This is a genomic window from Agrobacterium sp. DE0009, from assembly GCF_007680755.1.
Lineage (GTDB): Bacteria > Pseudomonadota > Alphaproteobacteria > Rhizobiales > Rhizobiaceae > Agrobacterium > Agrobacterium tumefaciens_B.
This window is the reverse complement of the sequence record NZ_VEIU01000001.1, coordinates 1,497,614-1,519,436: the sequence shown is the minus strand read 5'-3', so window position 1 is coordinate 1,519,436 and position 21,823 is coordinate 1,497,614. Positions and strand designations below refer to the sequence as shown.

16 protein-coding genes, 1 tRNA gene and 1 riboswitch are annotated in these 21,823 nt (G+C 55.6%); of the genes, 5 read left to right on the top strand and 12 right to left on the bottom strand.

What is annotated here, in order from left to right:
- Positions 1-43: 43 nt before the first annotated feature.
- Positions 44-1,033 (top strand): Hsp33 family molecular chaperone, encoded by a 990-nt coding sequence (locus FS804_RS07675; RefSeq protein WP_063949638.1) that lies wholly within the window; start codon positions 44-46, stop codon positions 1,031-1,033.
- A 210-nt stretch (positions 1,034-1,243) separates the two neighbouring features.
- On the opposite strand, the gene apaG is transcribed toward FS804_RS07675, so the two are convergent.
- Positions 1,244-1,636 (bottom strand): Co2+/Mg2+ efflux protein ApaG, encoded by a 393-nt coding sequence (gene apaG / locus FS804_RS07670; protein WP_063949639.1) that lies wholly within the window; start codon positions 1,634-1,636, stop codon positions 1,244-1,246.
- 225 nt (positions 1,637-1,861) lie between these two features.
- Positions 1,862-3,046, bottom strand: coding sequence for an O-succinylhomoserine sulfhydrylase (locus FS804_RS07665; RefSeq protein WP_144575972.1), 1,185 nt, complete (start codon positions 3,044-3,046; stop codon positions 1,862-1,864).
- A 43-nt stretch (positions 3,047-3,089) separates the two neighbouring features.
- Positions 3,090-3,168: riboswitch (SAM riboswitch) on the bottom strand.
- A gap of 72 nt (positions 3,169-3,240) precedes the next feature.
- On the opposite strand from FS804_RS07665, the gene FS804_RS07660 reads away from it, so the two are divergent.
- The 4 genes from FS804_RS07660 (at position 3,241) to FS804_RS07645 (ending at position 7,069) form a co-directional block, all read left to right on the top strand.
- Positions 3,241-4,338 carry a 2'-deoxycytidine 5'-triphosphate deaminase gene (locus FS804_RS07660; RefSeq protein WP_144575970.1) on the top strand — a complete coding sequence of 366 codons (1,098 nt, stop codon included), beginning with the start codon at positions 3,241-3,243 and terminating at the stop codon, positions 4,336-4,338.
- A 54-nt stretch (positions 4,339-4,392) separates the two neighbouring features.
- Positions 4,393-4,466, top strand: a tRNA-Gly gene (locus FS804_RS07655).
- A 163-nt stretch (positions 4,467-4,629) separates the two neighbouring features.
- The gene (locus tag FS804_RS07650; protein WP_144575968.1) at positions 4,630-5,844 is read left to right on the top strand and encodes an integrase arm-type DNA-binding domain-containing protein; all 1,215 of its coding nucleotides are present in this window, start codon (positions 4,630-4,632) and stop codon (positions 5,842-5,844) included.
- A 40-nt stretch (positions 5,845-5,884) separates the two neighbouring features.
- The gene (locus FS804_RS07645) at positions 5,885-7,069 is read left to right on the top strand and encodes an MBL fold metallo-hydrolase (protein WP_144575966.1); all 1,185 of its coding nucleotides are present in this window, start codon (positions 5,885-5,887) and stop codon (positions 7,067-7,069) included.
- A 24-nt stretch (positions 7,070-7,093) separates the two neighbouring features.
- On the opposite strand, the gene FS804_RS07640 is transcribed toward FS804_RS07645, so the two are convergent.
- From FS804_RS07640 to FS804_RS07595, 10 genes are all read right to left on the bottom strand, one after another.
- The gene (locus FS804_RS07640) at positions 7,094-7,678 is read right to left on the bottom strand and encodes a hypothetical protein (RefSeq protein ID WP_144575964.1); all 585 of its coding nucleotides are present in this window, start codon (positions 7,676-7,678) and stop codon (positions 7,094-7,096) included.
- Positions 7,679-7,694: 16 nt separating this feature from the next.
- Positions 7,695-8,744, bottom strand: coding sequence for a hypothetical protein (locus FS804_RS07635; protein WP_144575962.1), 1,050 nt, complete (start codon positions 8,742-8,744; stop codon positions 7,695-7,697).
- Positions 8,741-9,487, bottom strand: coding sequence for a hypothetical protein (locus FS804_RS07630; protein ID WP_144575960.1), 747 nt, complete (start codon positions 9,485-9,487; stop codon positions 8,741-8,743). The genes FS804_RS07635 and FS804_RS07630 overlap by 4 nt, the downstream gene beginning before the upstream one ends.
- The gene (locus FS804_RS07625) at positions 9,487-12,054 is read right to left on the bottom strand and encodes an N-6 DNA methylase (protein WP_144575958.1); all 2,568 of its coding nucleotides are present in this window, start codon (positions 12,052-12,054) and stop codon (positions 9,487-9,489) included. The genes FS804_RS07630 and FS804_RS07625 overlap by 1 nt, the downstream gene beginning before the upstream one ends.
- A 12-nt stretch (positions 12,055-12,066) precedes the next feature.
- Positions 12,067-14,613 carry a DEAD/DEAH box helicase family protein gene (locus FS804_RS07620; protein WP_144575956.1) on the bottom strand — a complete coding sequence of 849 codons (2,547 nt, stop codon included), beginning with the start codon at positions 14,611-14,613 and terminating at the stop codon, positions 12,067-12,069.
- An 81-nt stretch (positions 14,614-14,694) separates the two neighbouring features.
- Positions 14,695-15,246, bottom strand: a complete 552-nt coding sequence (locus tag FS804_RS07615; protein ID WP_144575954.1) for a recombinase family protein — start codon at positions 15,244-15,246, stop codon at positions 14,695-14,697.
- Positions 15,247-15,540: 294 nt separating this feature from the next.
- Positions 15,541-17,181 (bottom strand): response regulator receiver domain, encoded by a 1,641-nt coding sequence (locus tag FS804_RS07610; RefSeq protein WP_144575952.1) that lies wholly within the window; start codon positions 17,179-17,181, stop codon positions 15,541-15,543.
- A complete protein-coding gene (locus tag FS804_RS07605) occupies positions 17,182-20,166 on the bottom strand; it encodes an ATP-binding protein (protein ID WP_186376697.1) in 2,985 nt (994 codons plus the stop codon).
- Positions 20,153-20,593, bottom strand: coding sequence for a hypothetical protein (locus tag FS804_RS07600; RefSeq protein WP_144575948.1), 441 nt, complete (start codon positions 20,591-20,593; stop codon positions 20,153-20,155). Before FS804_RS07600 ends, FS804_RS07605 begins: the two co-directional genes overlap by 14 nt.
- 2 nt (positions 20,594-20,595) lie before the next feature.
- Positions 20,596-21,630, bottom strand: coding sequence for a DNA cytosine methyltransferase (locus tag FS804_RS07595; protein ID WP_144575946.1), 1,035 nt, complete (start codon positions 21,628-21,630; stop codon positions 20,596-20,598).
- Positions 21,631-21,823 lie beyond the last annotated feature (193 nt).

Below are 21,823 nucleotides of genomic sequence, written 5' to 3'. Positions count from 1 at the left end.
TTTTGGACGGTAGCGGCGCCGCGGCTGCGCCAAGGAGTATGACATGGCAGATGTAACGGTTGAACTGGACGATCTCGATTTTGCTGGCGACGACAAGGTTGTACCCTTTCAGGTCGAAGGTCTGGATGTGCGCGGCCGCGCGGTTCAGGTTGGGCCATTGCTGAACGCCATTCTCGAGCGGCATGACTATCCGGCCGCAGTCGCCCGGCTGCTCGCGGAAGCGACTGTTCTGACGGCGCTGATCGGCACCTCGCTTAAATTTTCCGGAAAGCTCACGCTTCAGACCAAGGGCGATGGTCCGGTCGACCTTCTAGTTGCTGATTTCACCGCGCCGGAAAGCATGCGCGCTTACGCCCGTTTCGATGAAGAGCGTCTCGCAGCGGCGATTGCCGAGGGCGCCACCTCGCCGGAGCAATTGCTCGGAACCGGTATTCTCGCTTTCACGATCGATCAGGGCGCGGGCATGCAGCCGTATCAGGGCATCGTGCCACTTGATGGCTCATCGCTGGAAGACATTGCCGGGGTATATTTCCGCCAGTCGGAACAGCTTCCCACTCGCGTCCGTCTCGGCGTCGCCGAGTTCTTCGACCGTGATGGCGCCGGCAAGCCGCGCCACGGCTGGCGTGCGGGCGGCGTTATCGCGCAGTTCCTGCCACAGGCGCCCGAGCGGCTACGCATGCGTGATCTGCATGGCGGCGATGGGGATGAAGGCGGCCATGAGGTGCAGGAGGATGATGCCTGGACGGAAGCGGTTACATTGCTGAACACGGTTGATACCGACGAACTGACCGATCCGCAGGTGCCGGTGGAACGCCTTCTTTTCCGGCTTTTCCATGAGAGCGGTGTACGCATCTATGACCCGCAGGCGGTTTTCGATCGTTGCAGTTGCTCGCGCGACAAGATCAAGGGCGTTCTGTCAGGCTTTACCGCCGAAGAAATCAAGGCGAGCGAGGAAGATGGGGCCATCGCCGTTACCTGCGAGTTCTGCTCCACGACCTACCGCTATGATGTCAGCGAATTTGAAAACGTCTGACGAGGATAGCCGTGCCCTCGCACACCCTGATCCCGGCCTCGAGCCGGGATTCAGCATGATTAAGGCTTTGATTGCGTAAGACTCTTTCACGGTGCAGACGGGCCGTGGCTGGCTGCCGCTCTAGTCCGGCATGACGAAGATAGATTTTTTATCTTACCGACACTCTGAACAACGCTTTTAACGCGCGGGTTTCGCGTTCCTGCGATTTCATCAATTCAAAACCCGCATCAGGCCCGGCGAATCCAGCGAGAAGGCTGGTATCGTGACATTGAACACCTCGCCGTTTTCCGTTTCCATTTCATAATGGCCGAACATCAGGCCCGAAGGCGTATCCAGCGGACAGCCGGAAGAATATTCATAGCTGTCGCCAGGTTTGAGATGTGGTTTCTCGCCCACGACTCCAGGACCATAGACCTCGTCCACCTGGCCGTTCTGATCGGTAATGTGCCAGTAACGATTGACGAGAGTGACCGGAATGTCGGAGTTGTTCGCAATCACGACCTTGTAGCCCCAGACATAACGATCGTCATCCGGGTCGGATTGGTCTTCGAGATAATACGGGTCAACCGTCACCTCGATGTCCCTTGTCAGAGCACGATACATACGCACCACACCTCGAAATTATGCCTGCCGCCGCATTCTACACTATAGGCTCTGGCTATCGTCAAGGAAATGAATGACTTGACGGGCAGGGGGCGTCTCCTGTTGCGCTGTTTTTTACATTAGGGATAACGGTAAAGGTAAATATTAGTTTCCCGGCGCGGCCTTCTCGGGCGTCAGAAGCCATGGCCGGACATCAGCCAGGCCATGGCTTAAGTTATTTCAGCTTCAGACCGAAACCGCCGCAAGACCCTTTGCCAGATCTTCCAGCAGATCGTCCGTGTCCTCGATACCGCAGGAAAGGCGCAATGTGCCGCCGGAGATGCCGAGTTCCGCCCGTGCCTCGTCTGTGAGGTTCTTGTGCGTCGTCGTGCCGGGGTGGGTAATGAGGCTCTTGGCGTCGCCCAGATTGTTGGAAATCTTCACGATCTCAAGCGCGTTCTGCAGCTTGAAGGCCGCCTCCTTGCCGCCCTTCAGCTCGAAAGCCACCAGCGTCGAACCGCCGGACATCTGGCGCGCAATGATATCCGCCTGTGGGTGGTCGGCGCGGCCGGGATAGATGACCCTGGCGACCTTGCCGCTGTCTGCCAGAAAATCCGCGATCTTCGAGGCATTGGCCGTCTGCTGCTTTACGCGCAGCGGCAGCGTTTCAATACCCTTCAGCAGCGTCCAGGCATTGAACGGCGACATGGCGGGACCCGTATGGCGGAAATAATCCTGCAGCTCTTCTTCGATCCATTTCTTGTCGGAAAGGATCACGCCGCCGAGGCAGCGTCCCTGGCCGTCAATATGTTTGGTGGCAGAATAAACAACGATATGAGCGCCGAGTTCGAGCGGTTTCTGGAAAAGCGGTGTGGCGAAGACATTGTCGACCACCACTTTCGCGTCAATCTGGTTGGCGAGCTTCGCCACGCCGGCAATATCCACCACTTCGAGCGTCGGATTGGTCGGGCTTTCGAGGAAAAACAGCTTCGTATTCGGCTGGATTGCCTTTTCCCAGTTGCCGAGATCACGGCCATCAATGAGCGTGCATTCGATGCCATATTTCGGCGCCAGCGTTTCAACCACCCAGCGGCAGGAACCGAAAAGCGCACGGGCAGCAACAATGTGGTCGCCGGCGCGCAGCTGGCACATGATCGCCGCGGTAACGGCGGCCATGCCTGAAGCCAGCGCACGGGCGTCTTCAGCACCTTCCAGCAGGCACATGCGCTTCTCGAACATGTCATTGGTGGGGCTGGCGTAACGGGCGTAGATAAATCCATCCGTCTCGCCCTTGAAGCGCGCTTCGGCGGCTTCGGAGTTTTCGTAGACGAAGCCCTGGGTCAGATAGATCGCTTCCGACGTTTCACCATAAGGGGAGCGTAGCGTACCACCGTGAACGAGCTGGGTTGCCGGGCGCCATTTATTGCTCATGTGATCACCTTCAAAACAAAAAAACCGGCCGCAAAAGCAGACCGGTTCCTAGCACCCGGTCTTTTTAGCCACTTGTTTAACGTGGCTGCAAGCCGACCGGCCAAATCACCACGGGATAACTTGCCTTACTGCCGTTACCGGCTTGCGTCAATGCCTTCCTTTTGGTTTTGTCGCCGTAAAAAGGAATGATGACCATGATGAGAACCACGGGCATTTTGGCGGATGGCGCAATACGCGCGCTGTTTGCGGGCGGCAAGCTGAAGAGTGAGGCCGATCTCGACGCGGATCAGGTGCAGCCCGCCAGCCTCGATCTCAGGCTCGGCTCGAAAGCTTACCGCGTGCGCGCCAGCTTCATGCCCGGCCCCGGTACCCGGGTCATCGACAAGCTCAATCGTCTGAGCCTGCACGAGGTCGATTTAAGCCAGGGCGCGGTGCTGGAAACCGGCTGTGTCTATATCGTGCCGCTGATGGAGAGCCTGGCGTTGCCGGCCGACATGTCCGCCTCTGCCAATCCCAAAAGCTCAACCGGCCGTCTCGATATCTTCACCCGCGTGATGACCGACAACGCGCAGGAATTCGACAAGATACCGGCGGGTTATGCCGGCCCGCTCTATCTCGAAATCAGCCCGCGCACGTTTCCGATCGTCGTGCGCCGCGGCTCACGCCTGTCACAGATCCGCTTCCGCATCGGCCATTCGCTGCTCAACGAAGCCGAATTGCTGACGCTGCACGAAACGGAAATGCTGGTCGCCAGCGACACGCCGAACGTGACCGGCGGCGGCATCGCACTTTCGATCGACCTCAAGGGTTTCGGCGACAACGGCCTGATCGGTTATCGCGGCAAACATCATACGGCGGTGGTGGATGTCGACATGAAGGCCCAGCACGATGTCCTCGATTTCTGGGAGCCACTTTACGCCCGTGGCCGCGCCGAGCTTATTCTCGATCCGGACGAATTCTATATTCTTGTCTCGCGCGAAGCTGTCCACGTTCCGCCGCTTTACGCCGCCGAAATGACGCCCTTCGACCCGCTGGTGGGCGAATTCCGCGTGCATTACGCCGGCTTCTTCGATCCCGGCTTTGGCCATGCGCAGGCAGGCGGCACCGGCAGCCGCGCTGTGCTTGAAGTGCGCAGCCATGAAGTGCCCTTCATTCTGGAGCATGGCCAGATCGTCGGACGCCTGGTCTACGAACACATGTTGGAAAAGCCTGATGGTCTCTACGGCACCGGCCTTGGCTCCAACTATCAGGCACAGGGCCTGAAGCTCTCGAAACATTTTCGCGCTGAGTGACCGAACCGGCGGGTGCTTGACACCTGCCGCGAACTATCCGATGTCTTAGGCGGTGCGGGTGTAGCTCAATGGTAGAGCAGCAGCTTCCCAAGCTGAATACGAGGGTTCGATTCCCTTCACCCGCTCCAGCGACTTTTCCAACAAGATCAATGACGTCCAAGAAGCGCTGATTTTTCGGCGTTTTTGCGTCGCGCGCGCGTAAGGTCGTGCAACGGTATGCAGTGACATCCAGCAATTTTGTCGGTAAAAATCACGGTATTCATCAACGTGGCGGGAAGCCGATACCGTAAAATGGCACTGACAGACATTCAGGTTAAGAACGCCAAAGCCGACAACAAGCCGCGCAAGCTATCAGATGAGAAGGGGCTTTATCTCTACCTATCGGTTGCCGGCGGCAAGTCTTGGCGCTTCGACTACGATTTTTTCGGAAAGCGGAAAACACTGACGATTGGGGCGTACCCGACAGTGGGGCTGGCGGACGCCCGTCGATTGCGCGATGAGGCGAAGAAGAAGCTCTCTGAGGGCCTGGACCCGTCGTTGGCCAAGAAGCGTGATCAGCTTTCTGCCAAGGCCGCTGCCGGAAACACCTTCGGCGTCATCGCGGATGAGTTCATTGAAAAGCTGAAACGTGACAAGCGTGCAGAGCCGACTATCACGAAAAACAAATGGATGTTGAAGGATCTCGCGGCAAAGCTTGGACCTTATCCGGTCACCCAGATTACCGCGCGTGATGTCCTTGCGGTGTTGACCACTATCGAAAAGAGCGGTCGTGTGGAGAGCGCACTGGCTACTCGCGCTGCCATCGGCCGCGTGTTTCGCTACGCCATCGCGACAGCGAGGGCCGAGAACGACCCGACGTCGGCACTACGCGGGGCTCTCCAGCGGCATGTACCTGTCAACCATGCGGCCTTGACGACGAAGGCTGAGATGGGTGGCCTGATGCGGGCGATTTACGGCTACGAGGGCTGGCCATCATTAGTGGCTGCATTGAAGATACAAGCCCTGTGTTTTGCTCGCCCCGGTGAGACGCGCTCGATGGAATGGACTGAACTCGATTTTGATAACGCCGTATGGACCATACCCGCGCAGAAAACCAAAATGCGCAGAGAGCATCATGTGCCGCTTTCGACACAAGCAGTAGAAGTCCTCTCGGAGATGAAGGAGCTGTTTGGCGATAAGCCCTATGTCTTTCCTTCAATGATGTCCGGCAAGAAGATTCTATCCGAGAATTCCATGAATTCAGCTCTGCGGCGAATGGGGGTGACTGAGGCCCAGCATACCGCGCATGGCTTTCGTTCTTCCGCCAGCAGCATATTGAATGAGTCTGGAGAGTTCAGCATCGATGCTATTGAAGCTCAGCTTGCGCATCTCGATACGCGGGCGGTCAGACGAATCTACAATCGGGCGACGTATTGGGATGAGCGAGTGAAAATGTTGCAGTGGTGGGCTGATACGCTTGATGAAATGCGGTTGAATGGACAAGCCAAATTGTCTTCAGTTCTCTAAGAGTTTTCGTTAGATAGGGCTTAACGATAGGAAGACGCGAATGAAGACCGTAGCAACTCTCGTACAGCATCCAGTAGGCCAAGGCGGCATGATGAGCGGGAGACTTAAGGTTCCAGGCGGCGTATATCGTTGGATTTACGATTGTGGATCCGATCAACGGACGTCTCTTGACCGAGAGATCGCTGTGGTTTCATCTCAGGGCCCTGTGGATTGCTTATTCATTTCGCATCTTGACAATGACCATGTCGAGGGTGTCGACCGGCTGTTATCTACAACTACTGTCGGCGAAGTCGTGATTCCCTATCTTGATAACGTTGATAAAATCGTTGCAGCAGCTCATGCGATGACAACGTCGTCGGCCACAGGAAACTACCTGACATTGCTTTCCGACGTAGAAGGATGGTTTAGGCAACGGGGCGTCGAACGTTTGATTGTGATCGGCTCAGGCGACGATAGCGCCGACCCCAGCGTGCCTGAGCCTCCTCTGGCTCCGGTAGACGACGGTATCCGCGAAGGACCGCTCGTAGGAAAATGGTTTTCACCGCATCAATCGATAACAAATAAAAGTTCCATGACCACACGTCATCTTAATGGAGCCAGCCAAGCCGTGTCGTCGAGAAACGGCTTACTCAACTGGATCTTCTCGCCGTATGCGCATCGCCCCTCGCCTATCCAGAAGGGGCTATTCAAAAAGGCGTTGTATGCAGAGTTCGGCTCGTCTTACCACTCATCCAAGTTCCTCCTTGGAGTGTTGGAAGATCGTTCTAGAAGGCACAAACTTCGTTCATGCTACGAGGAGATATGGTCCAATCACAATCTGGTCTCGATGTCGCTTTACGCGGGCCCGCTAACGAAACGTGCTTCGGAGCGATTTGATGTTCGGTCTCCTTATTCATTCTCGCGTCTGGAAGCAGCTGGGTGGTTATTGACCGGAGACATGCATCTGAACGTTAACCGAAGGCGGGAAAGATTTTTTTCATTTTACGAGTGGCTGGCACCGAACGTAGGTGTTTTCTCTCTTCCTCATCACGGATCGGACCTCAATTTTGATGCCTCGGTAATATCGAAATTTCCGAACGCTTATAAATATATTGCTGCATACGGTCGTAACTGTTACGGACATCCGGGACCAATTACGAAACGGATGGTCACTGGAGCTGGGCGGCATTTTGTTCCAGTGACAGAAAGCCCCCGAACGGAGTTGCGTTGGGAATACTCACTGTGAGGATGTCGGCTATTTCTGTTGCGTTCAATCGGCGTCGCGAACCACCCCCTTGGAATTTAGTAGGGCGTGTTTACCCAAAAACTTTATGAGGACGGTCTCGATCTTTAGGCATAGATCAGGATCTGCGACAGCCAGGAATGAGCCCCGAACCACGAGAGGCGGCTTGAACCAAAAGCGGGTCTGATGATCTTTAACACGAACGCGAACGTTTTTGCTCGATTTGCCGACGTACACTGGGCGATCGGTGATATCGTAAAAGACATATACTCCGCTTGCTTGTGGAACCGTTTCGAGGTCGTCGGGGGTGAAATCAGTCCACTCCAACCCGGGAATAGGCATAGCCTGGCTTGCGATTTCCGCCTCGACCGCTGGAGGAATTAATTCGTCGAGGGCTGCGGCTAGCTTATCTCGCGTCTCTTTTCGCGGGGAAACCGTATTTCCCTTCACGATATTCCAGATGCCCGCATATGTGATGCCTGTTTTCTCGGCTAGAACTCCGATAGAGAGCCCTTTCTTCTCGATCTCGGCCCGGAGCCACTCCCCGAAGGCTGAGTGTTCTGATTCCTGCACAAGGAGATCGGCGGGTGAATTATTCTCTATGTAGCTCATATCATTCGTCCAATACTTAATCGCTGCTGTTCTCTTTGAACTCAGAAACTAGAAAGTCTACAGTCGCCTGGTCGCGCAGCTTGCAGACGATATTCTGGTTGGCAAAAGCGCCTTTGAACCACTTAGCCTGTGATGGCTCGACCGTTTTGCGCCAATCGACGCCAACGGCATATTCCGCCCGCTCAGCTGATTCGCCGATCCGCTTCATTCGAGGTTCGGCGAGAGGCTGTTCGAAGAGCAGGCCATTTGGTGTCATAAACTCAGAGGCGAGCTGGGCTTCGCCGGTAACCGCCCCATAACCGATGTAGCCCTTGCCCTTGTCGTAAACGAATATCTCGTCGCCAACCGCGAGCTGCTCAAGGCGCTTGGTGTAGAATTCGCCACCGCCAGCACTCACGAAGCCGTAGCGCTTCATGTCTGTCCACGACCGGTGTTCTCCGAGACCGGCATTGACGAAGTAGTAGCCGGACCACGGTGGGCGCACTTTGCGCTCGTAACGCTCCTCCACCTCTTCCTGATCTAGCAGGAAATCCGTTGTCAGCCATTCCTGACCGTTTGCCTCGAAGACTTTGAAAAACACGGTGTTGATGGCAACGCCATGCTCTTCTGACAAATATTCGACGATCCGCCGGGACGCAGGGTCGAGTTCGCTGGCCACGATCAGCATGGAGTGGCTGCCGTTGAGCTGTTCGGGAATGGCTTCTCCGAATTTCTCTCGGAAGGCAGTCACCAGACGCGTCTGGAGATACCGTTCGGCTCGCTCGTATATCTGGGGCGTCGTCAGCGTGCGAACCCAGGAGGCGTAATCCAGCACCTGTGCCACGATTTCGCGCGGCGTGCGGTCCTTCTTCAGTTCGATGATGATTAGAGCCCCTGAGGCATCCAGCGCCAGCAGATCGATGAATTTGCCGTGGTCCGTCGGCACTTGCCGACCGATGACCATGGCGTTCAGGCCGAGCAGCGATGGATCTGCCGCGACCCAATCCTCAATGAGGCTTTCCTTCAGCAAGGCACGGCGCGTGGCAGGTTTCAATTTACCATCGACGATGGAGTAGAGCGAGCTCATGCGGCATCCTCCATGTCTTCTGGTGGAAAGAGTTCCAGCAATTTGGCGTGCGACGCCTGAATTTCGTCGAAGTGCGCCTCTCCAGCCAACGCTGAAACGTCAAAGCCGGAGCAAGTAGCAATATCAGCGGACGACATATAATTCGCATGAACCAGGTTCGCAGCAATCTCGTCTGCTGGATCCGTATACTCGCGCTCTTCTACATCGGAGCTTGATATCAAAAATCGCCGATAGAGCTCGAAAATAACCGGCTCCATATGCGTTTCAATGTTGCGGACTTCCCTCATCATGTCAGCGATTTCGGCGTCAATCGCCGCGCGATCGTTAAAGAACACAGTTCCTGTCGGGTGTGCGATCTTGTTCCGGCGTTTTACGAACTTAGCGAACTCTCCAACCTGCTGATTGGAGCAACCAATCAGCTTGAGAAACCGGAAAATCTGACTTTCCTTTAGGCGGTCGTAAAACTTGAATGGACTTTCGCAATCCATCAGACTGCCTTCCTCGTCCGAACGAAATCCAACCATAGCCATTGCGAATTGCTCCGGGCGGGCTAGCCTGATCTGCCAAATCGAGAAGCTTACAAAGCTCATGTAGAGCAAATGAAAGGCGAGACTCGCAAACTCGAAACGTTCAGTCTCGTAGTTCGTCTGAAAGGCGGACCATAGAAAATCGAGATATGACTGCTCACTGGCATTAGCGAATGATTGGGGCAAATAGCTCCCGAGTTCGAGCGCCTCATCCATCAGGTAATCCCCTCTGCCTTGGCCTCTCCCCATACACGAGCAATTGCAGCTTCGATCTTTTTCTCGAAGCGGGCGATTAGATCGCGGTTGCCATTGACGAGGGCCTGCTCGGCTTCCAGCTCAGACACGATAGCTTTCTGGACGTCTATCGGTGGGAGGGCTATCTTTGTGCCGAACAATTGGTCACGGTTTATTTTCGGTATGCTCGCGCGCTCATAGTATCCGCGAATTGAGTTCTGGAACTGCTCTCCCAGAAGCGTTTTTTCCATGAAAGAAATATCAGCAACTGCTTCTTTGACGGCGAGCGGATACATGTCAGAGCTGCAATAGGCGTCCGCCTCGATTACCGTCAGCTTATTGAGATAGGGCCGGATTTTGCTGTAAAGTAGCCGCTTTCCGTTGAACTCGTAGACCGGACCATTCACACGCTGCGCTTCCGCAGTCTCAATCTTCAAGAGACGCCCAGTGTTTGCCTCAAAGCTGTCTGCGCCAAAGTACGGTTTGGACAAATCTACCTCGCTAGTAATCTTCCCCCCCATGACGCATACGTCACCGATCGGCATCGTAGGCCACTCCGGATCAACAGCGATGTGAGGGCGGTAGTTGTGAAGGACAGCGCGTGCACCGTCGATGACGCGCTGATAGCCCTCCACCTCTGTCACAATCTCGCGCTGCATCTCAAGTGGCGGGAGGGGAATTTCCAATTCGCAAAACTTGCTCTTCGAGATTTCCGCAAATGTACCACCCGTTGCCCAACTTTGCATCGTCGGCACAAGCTTCGTGACGGCCAAAGCGAGATACTCTGGTAGTACCCGTGCTTCGTCCGCAATGACGATGTTTTTGAAGCCTTGGTTTGTAGCCAGCGGAACGCGGTTAATTGCAATTCGTCCGATGGTCGCGCGAGACGAGACCAGCACAGAGTTTACTGGTAGGATCTTGGCAGATGAGCCTTTCAGGCCTGCCTCACTAATGGTTCGGACGGTCCCCGTAATTTCAGTAATGAAATTTGAGGCGGGTAGGTCGACCAGCGTCGCCCATGGAATCCCCCCGTCCCAATACTCCGGAACGCCGGATTTGGGGGTGCCTCCACTTTCGACCTTGAAAAGGGCTCCATCGCCAAGCGGAACCATCGGGAAACCGGATTTTCCGACTTCTCGTGACAAATACCGCTCGGCGCTTAATGTGATTGATCCTTCTGCCAACAACTCTTTTCGCTCCACTGCAAAGCCAACGTTGCTTTCCAGCTCCTTACCACCACCTACTCGCGCAGCCATCAGCCAAGCCGCAAGCTCGGTCTTCACCTGCGCAAGTTGCGACCCCTTCACCGCCTTACGCTGCGCGCCCAGCGCAAAACCATCATTTTCGATCTTGAAGAACGCGACGTGCTGACTGGCCTTGGCCACCGCGCGGTCAAGCATCAGGATCGAGGTCTTCACGCCGGAATAGGGGTTGAAGACGCCTGCGGGCAGTGAGATGACAGCGGCAAGGTGATTCTCGACCAGCATCCTACGCAGGGCCACATAGGCGCTTTGGCTTTGGAAGATGATACCCTCGGGCACGACGACGGCGGCGCGGCCGTTCGGCGTCAGGTGTTCGGCGATATAATCGACAAACAATACTTCGCTGCGCTTGGATTGCACCTGGAAGCGGGTGTGCGGCTTAATCCCGCCTTTTGGCGACATAAAGGGCGGGTTAGCGAGAATGACGTCGGCCGTCTCTGTCCACTTGTCTTCGCTGGTGAGCGTATCATATTCCTCGACTTTCGGATCTGCAAAGCCATGCAGGTAGAGGTTTACCAGGGACAGGCGCACCATGTCTGGTGAGATATCGTAGCCGCGAATATTACGGGCAAGGCGGGCGCGATCATCGGGTTGCAATAGGTCGCCGGGATAGCGCATGGGGCTTTCGAGCGCCTGCTCGGCTGCGTCGCCTTCGGTGCTATTGCCATTCCCGCTCATCACGCCGGTCGAGTTCTGCTTCAGAATGTGCTTGTAAGCCGAAATCAGAAAACCCGCCGTGCCGCAGGCCGGGTCCATGATGACCTCGTTCTTTTGAGGGTTGATAATTTCGACCATGAAATCGATGATATGGCGGGGTGTGCGGAACTGGCCCGCGTCCCCCTGGCTGCCCAGAACGGACAATAGATATTCGAACGCATCACCCAGCTTTTCGCTATGGTCGTAGTTGAAGCTGTTGATCTCGCGTAGGAAGGCACGCAGCGTTTCAGGATCGCGATAGGGCAGATAGGCGTTGCGGAAAATGTCACGGAAGAGCTTTGGTAGCCCTTCGTTTTGCACCATGTTCGTCAGCGCTTCGGAATAGGTGTTGAGCATGTCTTGCCCCGACACGCCGGGGGCCACCAGTTTCGCCCAGCGATACCGCTCATAGTCCTTGGTGAAGAACCGCCGCTCCCCGCCCAACTCCTCTGCCTCAAGGTCCATGTCATCCATGAACTTGTAGATCAGTGCGATGGTGATCTGCTCCACCTGGCTTTTCGGATCGGGCACCTTGCCCACGAGAATGTCACGGCAAGTGTCAATTCGGCGTTTGGTATCAGGATCGAGCATTTCGGGCTTTCATCACATAAAGGGGTTCAGGGACACGTAGTCCTTGATGTATTCGGGGATGCGCTTGCGCCACGGGGCGGGCACTTCCTTGAGGTCACGGGTCGTGAAGGACGGGTTTACGTTGAGGTCTGCGAAATGACCAGCGTCGATCAGCGCCCGAACCTTGGCGTCGCGGATATAGGCTTCAAAGAAGTAGCGTATTTCGCGGATACGGTCGGCTTCATCAGGCTTCTGATCGATCAGGAATTTCTGAAACTCGTCGTCGATTAGTTCATCCTTGTTCTTGAGCTTCGAAATGAAGCCGAAGGCTTTTTCCACCAGTTCCCGGACCGATATACGGCGATCGACGCCTGCGGCGCGGCGCAGCTTCTCCAGACTGAAAAACTCGCTCGGCTTGTCGAATAGCTCTTCGACGACGTGGCGTGTGGCCGCATCCCAATCCCGCTGTTCGACCAGTTCGGCAAGTTTGGGATCAGAGCGTGCAGTTTCCTCGAATTTCTGGAACAGCTCACGGTCGATCCGCATGCCCTCCAAGCCGATCTGCTCTTCAACCTGGTAGACGACCTGATCGGGTTCCAAAAACTCGTAGATGGCAGATTTCGAGGTGATCGTTGAACGATCGTCGCCACCATTTGATAGCGGCATGGCGGCAGGCTTGGGCAAAGCCAACGCCTGGTCGTAGTCGAACTCTTCTTCGAAGAACTCGCAGTTGGCGAAGAAGTCGAACAGGCGGTAGGAAGCCTTTTGGACATCCCCCTGCGCCGCCTTTTGTGCGGGATCGAACAGCTCTTCCGAGAAGTTATGCTTTCGCGTTCCGCGCCCTTTCATCTGGACGAAGTCTGACGGAGAAAAAATTGGCCGCATGAGGGCAAGGTTCAGAATGTCGGGGCAGTCATAGCCTGTCGTCATCATGCCGACCGTGACGCAAACCCGTGCCTTGCTGGTGCGGTAATTTTCGACAAATCGGCTGCGCCCGCCGAGATTGTTGTTTGCGAAGTTGATGGTCATCTGCTGCGAGGCCGGCACGTCGCTTGTCACCTGCATCGCGAAATCAGACTGGTATCGCCCCGGCCACAACTGATCGGCCAGTTCGTTGAGTATTTCAGTGATCTTGAGAGCATGGTTCTGGCTGACAGCGAAGGCAATCGTCTTGCCGAACTCGCCGGAAATCGGGTCTCGCATGCCGTTTTCCAGAAGCGCTCGACAGAAGGCCCGGTTGGTCGCTTCGGCGAAGAAGCGCTTCTCAAAGTCGCGGCCGCCGAAGGCTTCCTTGATCTCGGTGCCATCCTCTGCAATCGTCTCGATTGTGAAGCCTTCATCAGACAAAAGCTTGGTTGTGACACCCGTTCGCGCGTCGATGACGTAGGGATTGATCAGAAACCCTTCCCGCACGCCGTCTAGGAGCGAATAGCGGAAGGTCGGATCGCCAGAGTCGCAGCCAAACGTGCGGTAGGTGTCGAGCATCATGCGGCGCTCGGCTTCTCGCGGATCACGTTCAGTCGGCTTGTCTTTCTTCGACTTTTTCAGATAGTCCTTGGGCGTGGCTGTCAGGCCGAGCTTGTAACCGATGAAATATTCGAACACCGCGCGTGCGTTGCCGCCAATCGAGCGGTGTGCTTCGTCCGAGATGACGAGATCGAAATCCGTCGGGGAGAATAGTCGGCGGTACTTGTCGTTAAACAGCAGGCTTTGCACTGTCGTAACGACAATATCGGCCTTCCGCCAGTCGTCGCGCTGTTCCTTGTAGATGATCGAGGTGAAGTCGTTCTTCAGATAGGCTTTGAACGCCTTGTCCGCCTGGGTTTCCAGCTCCAGTCGATCGACGAGAAACAGAACGCGTTTGGCGTTATGCGTTTTCAGGAAGAGCTTGATCACAGCGGCGGACGTGAGCGTCTTGCCGGTGCCGGTTGCCATCTCGAACAAAAACCGTGTCGCACCCTTCTTGGCGCTCTTCTGAATCTCTTGGATTGCGCGTTCTTGATATGGGCGAAGGAAGCGGAGCTTTTGCTTCTCGACGAACGAATCTCGCTCTGCCTCGTTTTTCCACGCCGCCTCGTTTGCATAACCCGGCATTTGGGTGAGAACGATAAAGTCGCGCTCGACCTTCTCGGCGAAGAGACGCTCGGCATTTGGCTCAAAGGCGTAGTGGTTCTTGATTTCGTCAGGGCCAGGGAAAGCGGAGATGACCGTTGGATTGCCTTGCTCAAGGTCCCACAGGTAATGGATGTTTCCGTTGCTGAGGATCACAAAGCGAGCATTTTGAGCCCGGGCGTATTTGCGCGCCTGCTCCTTGCCGATGCGAGGATCTTTGTCTTCCGATTTCGCCTCGAGGACGATGAGTGGCTTGCCGTCCTTGTCAAGCAACAGGAAGTCGATAAAGCCCTTCGCGCTCTTTTCGAAGTCCTCGCCAAGGCTTTCGATGTGCTCAGGTTTCAGCTTGACGTTCGGTTCCAGAACAACATTCGCGGGACCGTTCTTGTCATCGAAAAAGCGCCAGCCGGCCGCCTCCAGCAGTCGATTGATTTTAATCCTAGCTCTTGCTTCCTTACGTAACGGCAATTGAACCCCCGGTTGCCTGTAATTCTTGTCAGAGGGGTAGACGAAAACGATGAGTATGGAAAGCTAAGATGGTTGCCTGTTTTACGGACTGATATTTGCAAGAACTCGGTAAACCTGCATCCTGCTGCACTTTACTGTTTTGGCAATATCGCTCTTTGCCATTCCCTCAGCAAAGAGCTGACGTATCAACTCCCTATCGATACGGCGTTGGCCACCTTTGTAGGCATTTAAGAGCTTTGCTCGCTCAATTCCGTCCCGCTGCCTCTCTTTGATAAACCGGCGCTCCATCTGCGCAACCATTCCAAGAACCGTTAGAATGACTTTGCCCATTTCACCCTTGGTTGACACATGAGGTTCAAGCACGGTGACGAATGCGCCCCGTTGTTCGCATTCGTAGACAATGTTCAGAACGTCGCGTGTGTCACGGCCGAGGCGATCAAGCCGGGTGACGATCAGTTCATCACCTTCGCGCAAGAACTCGATGATTGTTGCCAATTCGGTCCGACCTTCGAGGCTTGCACCTGAAACTTTTTCACACCGGATGATTTGGCAACCTTCAGCTACGAGCCGCTGGTGCTGAATTTCTAAATCCTGATCAAGCGTGCTAACGCGCGCGTACCCAATTCGAGCCATGTGTCACCTCAAGCTTTAGGCTTGACGCTACCTTGTCACGAATAGCCGGTGTCAACCCAGATGTTACGTTAATGGCTGTAACCGCTGGCTTGTCACGTTGGGGTATACCCTGATGTAAACCGTGCCGTTGGCCTTGTGAACATTGGTGCTCGTCATCACAAGGCGCTTGGGGGCGCCTTGGCGTCTTTCGGTTAGGAGGCGATCGAACCGGTTTCACGCATACCTGACAATCGGCTATGGAACCAGGTATTGACTTCCATTGCGCACGAGAAGCAGCGGGGTCTGCCTGCCTCTCTACTTTTTCGCGGAACCGCCCAGACGCAACCACTCATACTCGTCGATGCCGACACGAGCGAGGGACCCGGAGACGTCCGTTGCAATCCGTTGTGCTTTCAGCGGATCGATGTCCCCAAGCCACCAGTAGACCTGGTCGTTCGAGCTGTTGAACAGGAACCTCCCGTCCTCGGACTCTGCACGTACCGTCTCGGAGAGGTCAGGCTTGAACTTATCGTAGAGCCGAGATCCGGCTGAGGTGCTGACACACACCACAACCTTCTTCTCTCCATCGCGTATGACCAAGTTTTCCGTAGACTTTGCTGCCTTCTTCGCGACTAATTCGATGAAAGGGAAATAGCGATTTTCCGTGATACGCACCGTGTCGCAGGCGGGTTGAACGCAAAGGAAATATCGGATCTTTCTGCCCACCAGCTTGACGACGCTACCCAATGTCAGTGTTGGTAACCAGCCGTCCGGCAGTGGGTTGAAACCGCCGGGTTCCCTGACGAAAGTAGCGAATCGAGCGAAGTTCTGGCTGAGTTCCTTTTCGATATCGCCTACTTTGTCGGGATCGCGTTTGCTTATCGGCAAGAACAGTGACTTGTGAAGACCATCGAGCTTGCTGGCGCCTTTGAGGACGCTTTCGCGGAGCTGGTCTTTGGTCGTGCCAGCAGCTTCCAAATGGGCGTCCGCCTCTGGATAACTGAATTGCTCGTCAAGCCAGGCCGATAACTCTTGGTCGCCAAGTGCCTCGCCCAAGTGCTTAGGCAACGACAGCACACCCTTCATTTGGAGAAGGAATAGGTTCATCGCAAAGCCACGCGCCTCAGTGGCGTGGCCAAGCAACATGCGGTGGCCCACGAAGGCGGTATCAAGGCCAATGTCGAGATTGGCGAGGATATGGTGCGTGGCATCCCGTAATGCTGCAATGCCGAGCAATGCGAAGTTCGCCAAAAGGCCATGGCTAAGCTTGGCAAACTCCTCGACCGCAAAGTCCGGCAGGTCCTCGACCGCGACGCCGACATTAATAGACCTTTTTCTCACGAACCGGACTCGGCAAGCTCCTATCGTCAGAAGGGTGTCATCGTCGGGATCTTCCACTGCATCGAACTTCGCTCTCTTGAGATGCTCGGCCAAAGCCTTGCGACGGTCCGCGAGTGGGTCAGCGCTGGTGTAGACGATCACCAGACGGAGCCGGCCGTTGAGTTCCCGATCTTCAGTCAGTATTTTTTCGAGAATCGATCTTGCGAGGTTATCCTGGTGGGGACGCAGGTACCAGTCGATGATCACGACGTCGGCGACGGATGCGGCACGAACTGCTCTGTCTACAACTTGGGTATCGGTGTCGGCCACCTCCGGCTTAAGGACGCCGCAAACGATCCGCTTATCCAGGAATGCGTCGGCCAGCGGCTTGATTTTCACTTCCGCATCGTTGCCCGGTGCCGGATGTGCGACGTCTGGCGCAGCATCACCGACGCGATTCTCTTTTGGTGCATTCACAAACAGAGGCGGTTCCGCCAGATCCCCATCCGGTGCCTGTGCAGGAGGTTCGGCGATGATTTCGTCATCGATCACTATGGCGGTCTTCAAAAATCGTTTCGTTGCCTTAAGGCCGTAATCCTTAAAGGCGGGCTTCGCCGGTGCGGCGTCCAAGCTCATTCAGTTTCCCCCTGCTCGTTGGATCATGTCATCGGGAACCGTGACCACGAAAGTCGGCGAAACGTCTCCGGCCGCCCGTTCCAGGATGATGTCCATTCGTTCTTTACGTAATCCATCTCGCGACAGATATAGGCCCATTCCTCTGCCCGCCGGCTTGTTGCTAATGCCGAATTCGAACATACCTTCCGCGTCGCGCGGATCGATGCCCGGGCCAGAATTGGAGATCGTCAGACCTACGGGCGAAACATCGAACTTGATGGTTTTAGGTCGGTCGCGCATTTCTCCCAACCAGTAAATCGCGTTGTCCACGACGTTTGCGAACACCGGTAGGAGCGTCGAAGGGAAAGTGGTAACCGTGGTGGCGCGGAAAGCGTCGGGCACATCCAACTCGATGCCATGCCGTTCGAAGCGAGGCCCGAAAACTGTCCGAATGAATTCTTCAACCTCGGTACCCGATACCGGAACGCGTCGCCGCTGCAGCCGTCGGTTCAAAGGCACGAATAGCTGCAAATAGGATTCGAGATGTTCGAAGCTAATCCGCAACCTGCCGTAAAGGTCGTCGAGCCCGCGGTTCCGACTTGCCCAAGGTTTGAGTGCATCGAGCCCTCTGTTGATGTTGCGGACTTGACCAGAGAACTCGTGTTGCACAAGGCCGAGGGCTAGGCCGATCTGCGCTAGGTCGGCATATTGGTCGACCCTCTCCTTCAATTCGTCATTCTCGCTTTCCAAGGCGGCCGCAACGTCCAACAAATCGTGTTGGTTTACCATGCCTTCCATCACCGAATGCAACTGCTCACCCAGAGCATCCATTAACTGCGTGGAACGTCCGGCAGACTCCCGAACTTGATCGATTAGACGATCGCGCCGATGTTCGATTTCCTGCGGTGTGAGCGTAGCCACCTCCGTTCGCGCCAAATCGGACTTGACCGCCTCGACTTGGTTGCTGAGGTCGGCCCAGCTCCTATTGATCGTGGCGCGAATCTCGCTGTCGAGCCTTTCGAGCGTCGTGCTGACCTTCTTGCGGGCATCGCCGGCGCTGGACAGCGCTACCTCAGATTCCCGCTTGACGGGTTCATCCAACCGACGACGGGGGTCCACTTCCGTTGTGCCGTCGGTAAGCAGCCTGTGGATGTGCTCGGTGATTTCAGCCACCATCGGCTCATAGTGCCCAGTCAAAAGTCTCTCGCGTTCACGCAGGTAGGCCTGAAAGTCCTGTTGCTGCCGTTTGTTCATTCCGAATTGTCGAGGCCGCGGAATGGATATGCGATCCCGTAGGGCTTTGTTTGCGATCTCGAATTCGGCCTCTATCGTCAGAAGACGGTCACCAGCAGCGACAGGATTGGTGAAAGCGGCCAAGCTGTTCAGTCGAGCGGCGAAACTCGATCGCACCTCTCCACATGCCAACTCGAACTTCCCGCTTCTGGCGCTCTCGAAGAAGCCTGAGAGGGCATCATTAAAGGTGTCCTTGGCTGTCTTGACGCTTTTCGCACGCTTCTGGAGGATCTCGTAGTCACGCTGTTTGTTCTTGCGGATGGCATCGAAGTCGGTGGAGACACGCGCCTTTTCGCGAAAAAAGTCGAATGCCAGTCGCTCGAAGAGGCGTTCTAGTAGCGAGACCATTTGTCGATAGGCCTTGTTTTGCCTGAAGCCTTCTCGGCCAGCCTTTTCGACGAGATTGGCATTGTGTTCATTCGTCAGCCGGACATCCCCTATGAGGCGCCGATACGAGAAAAACCAGTCATTTGCCGACAGCGTGCGCCGCCGCTCGATGTTTAGCCAATCCACGTCCGAATTCCCGTACGGAAGAATTCGAATACCGTCACGATAGACATAGAGGCCGCCAATGTTGTCGAGCTTGTCCCCTAGCATCTTCCACTCGTCGAGCGGCATGCGTGTGTCCTTCGCTTGTCCTTGCACGTAGGCGAAACTGATATCAAAGGGGCCGCATTCCACTTGGCCGGAAAGGTCGTCTGGGGGCGCCAAAGTGTAGTCGTGTTCGACCTGATCGTAGATTCTGATTGTGCCTTGGAATGTTCCGTATGCATCGAAGCTGCCGCGAATATGATGGTCGGCTGAAGCAAATTCCTCGGGAGTGAAGAAAGCCATCGGCCCAATGAGATCCTCGCTGGAGCCATCTATTCGATTCTCGACGAACTCGGCGACGATTGGCGGCGACATCTCTTTGCCGTGCATTGTGTTGCCGAAGCCAAGTAGGTAACGCTGGAGCGCGGAGGCTCCTCTGCCGCCCAAATGGGTCAATGCGAGATCCAGTCCCAGTTCGACCGACGTTGGCTTGATCAGGAAATGGGTACCATATTCCTTGCCCAACATGGGGTCGCCCAGTGCGGAGTATACTTTTTCTGGGTCGAACGGAAATTGTTCTAGTTCACGAGTGATTCTATTTCGCGCGAGCGGATCAATTGCATCCCCAATTGCCTGGAGATTCGCGAGGCTCGCGTCGATCAACGATCGGATATGCTTCAGGGTGGGGAGGGTGAACTCGTCGAGCTCGATGACTGGCACGTCGATTTGATCGAGATCGAGCCCAGGCTGTTCGAATAGGGACCAGTTCACGAAAGCGCAGACTGGATGATGGAGGCCCTCCGGCCTGACGGCACGGGAAAAGACCAGCACCTGTGGACCGATCACTGCAATCGCTAGGCGGCCGATGCCCTTTTCACCCAACGATGCTCTCCGTGGTAGGTGATTGGGACCTGTCCAAATTGACGCGTCGGGGTTATTCTGCCCAACCTTGCTTTCCGTTCCAAGGGTAAGCCACTTGCCCTCCAGATCGGCGCGGGTCATGCCCAGGCCATTATCTCTGAGCATGAAAAGGTCGAAAGCCTGGATGTAGTCGACGCGAACGCGGTCGGCGTAAGCGTCATGAGCATTCTTAAACAGTTCGTGGATCGCGGTGGGAATTCCGGCTATCTGCTGGCGTCCCAGCATGTCCACTGCGCGGGCGCGGACCTTAATCCTGGCCATTGGCGCACTCCTCGTTCGTCTTCTTGAGTTTCTGGGCAATCGCTGCCACAACTGCGTCTTGCACCTCATGCTCCCGAAACCGCGTTACGCGCCACCTTCCGCCGTACAGGTCGGCCGTGGCATAGTTATCGCAACGCCATTTTTCTTCGAGCTTCACCGCCCACCATCGATCGTTCGCCTTCAGCATTGATATGTTCTCAGAACAACCATGCCAGATGCACCCGTCGATGAATATAGGAACGCCAACGAGGAGAAAGTCGATGTCGATCGACCGAAGGAGATACGCTGGGCCGGGGTAGTGCTTACGAAACGGCATGCCGATAGCGAATATCGGACGGCTCCCTCGCCGTCCAGGCTCCGATTTGGCCCGGCGTTGACGGCTCACGCGTGCGGCGATACCGGTATTGCTTGCAACCAGCTTATCCATCTTCAATCGGCGCCAAAGGCGAGCGCGGCCTCGAAGGCTGGAACAAAGGCTTCGATCATAGCGGGAGGCACGGCATTGCCAATCTGCCGGGAAATCTGCGCAGGTTGTCCGACAAACCGGTAGTCGTCTGGAAAAGTCTGTAGTCTGGCCGCTTCACGCATGGTGATAGCGCGGTTCTGATCCGGATGCCCGAAGCGCCCACGCGTAAGATCCGTGCAGCCGGTGGTCAGGGTTGGCGCGACCGAATCCCATGCCATCCTTCCATAGACATCGGAAAATGACGTCGACTTACCCTTATGGCATTTAAGTACCAGATGGTCCGGCAAGCTGCTACGGCTACCGCCGTTATGGGGAATATGTTTGAGGCGCTCCAATGCTATCGGTTGATGGGTCCGTGAGCGATGAAGCGGATCGTTTTCGCTAGCTTCGCCGGATGCCAGTACGGGCAGATCGGCAATAGCTGAGTACACTGTTCGAGGATCCCTGCGCACATCGGTACTAGAAAAGGCAGCAACGGCGCCTTCGCATCTGGCCGCCAGCATTATGCACCTTCGTCGACGTTGGGGAACACCGAAATCTGCAGCGTCGCGGACTATCGGTTCGGACACGGCATAGCCTAGCCCTTTAAGTCCAGCATGGACCGTGGTGACTATCTCCCGATATGCCGGTGACACCAGTCCAGGGACATTTTCAAAGAAGACTAGGGCCGGGCGCAATTTTGCCACCACAGCCAAGGCGCGCACGATCAGTTGTTCGCGTTCGTCGTTTCCTCGATGTCGGTTTTGACTGCTGAAGGGTTGGCAAGGTGCGCAGATCACCACTAAGTCGGTCATTCCGCCAACCGCCGCAGTTATAGAGCCGATCGTGCAATTTAGTTTAATGTCGCCTTCGACCAGCCTTACCTCAGGGTGATTGGCCCGGTATGTATTCGCGGCTGCGGGATCATTGTCGCATGCAGCGAGGACCCTCCAGCCAGCCGACTTTAAGCCTTGGCTCACCCCTCCCGAGCCGCAAAACAGATCCACCGCAGTATGCATTATAGTATTACTTGTTTGAGATACGACGTCATGCACATTAAACCGATCTGGTTAATAAGAATAGATGCCCAAGTTGAATTTTACTGCCCCAGCGCGAAAACTTGCAGCGATATTTTGAACTCGGCTCAACAACGACTAGCTCGTCGATCGAGCCAGTTTTCGATCGCGGCCTCCGAGTGCCAAGCCGCGCTGT

Excerpts from the sequence above, each read along its gene's own strand:
- FS804_RS07675 (WP_063949638.1), top strand. The coding sequence starts at position 44 with ATGGCAGATGTAACGGTTGAACTGGACGATCTCGATTTTGCTGGCGAC.
- apaG (WP_063949639.1), bottom strand. The coding sequence starts at position 1,636 with ATGTATCGTGCTCTGACAAGGGACATCGAGGTGACGGTTGACCCGTAT.
- FS804_RS07665 (WP_144575972.1), bottom strand. The coding sequence starts at position 3,046 with ATGAGCAATAAATGGCGCCCGGCAACCCAGCTCGTTCACGGTGGTACG.
- FS804_RS07660 (WP_144575970.1), top strand. The coding sequence starts at position 3,241 with ATGATGAGAACCACGGGCATTTTGGCGGATGGCGCAATACGCGCGCTG.
- FS804_RS07650 (WP_144575968.1), top strand. The coding sequence starts at position 4,630 with ATGGCACTGACAGACATTCAGGTTAAGAACGCCAAAGCCGACAACAAG.
- FS804_RS07645 (WP_144575966.1), top strand. The coding sequence starts at position 5,885 with ATGAAGACCGTAGCAACTCTCGTACAGCATCCAGTAGGCCAAGGCGGC.
- FS804_RS07640 (WP_144575964.1), bottom strand. The coding sequence starts at position 7,678 with ATGAGCTACATAGAGAATAATTCACCCGCCGATCTCCTTGTGCAGGAA.
- FS804_RS07635 (WP_144575962.1), bottom strand. The coding sequence starts at position 8,744 with ATGAGCTCGCTCTACTCCATCGTCGATGGTAAATTGAAACCTGCCACG.
- FS804_RS07630 (WP_144575960.1), bottom strand. The coding sequence starts at position 9,487 with ATGGATGAGGCGCTCGAACTCGGGAGCTATTTGCCCCAATCATTCGCT.
- FS804_RS07625 (WP_144575958.1), bottom strand. The coding sequence starts at position 12,054 with ATGCTCGATCCTGATACCAAACGCCGAATTGACACTTGCCGTGACATT.
- FS804_RS07615 (WP_144575954.1), bottom strand. The coding sequence starts at position 15,246 with ATGGCTCGAATTGGGTACGCGCGCGTTAGCACGCTTGATCAGGATTTA.
- FS804_RS07610 (WP_144575952.1), bottom strand. The coding sequence starts at position 17,181 with ATGAGCTTGGACGCCGCACCGGCGAAGCCCGCCTTTAAGGATTACGGC.
- FS804_RS07605 (WP_186376697.1), bottom strand. The coding sequence starts at position 20,166 with ATGGCCAGGATTAAGGTCCGCGCCCGCGCAGTGGACATGCTGGGACGC.
- FS804_RS07600 (WP_144575948.1), bottom strand. The coding sequence starts at position 20,593 with ATGGATAAGCTGGTTGCAAGCAATACCGGTATCGCCGCACGCGTGAGC.
- FS804_RS07595 (WP_144575946.1), bottom strand. The coding sequence starts at position 21,630 with ATGCATACTGCGGTGGATCTGTTTTGCGGCTCGGGAGGGGTGAGCCAA.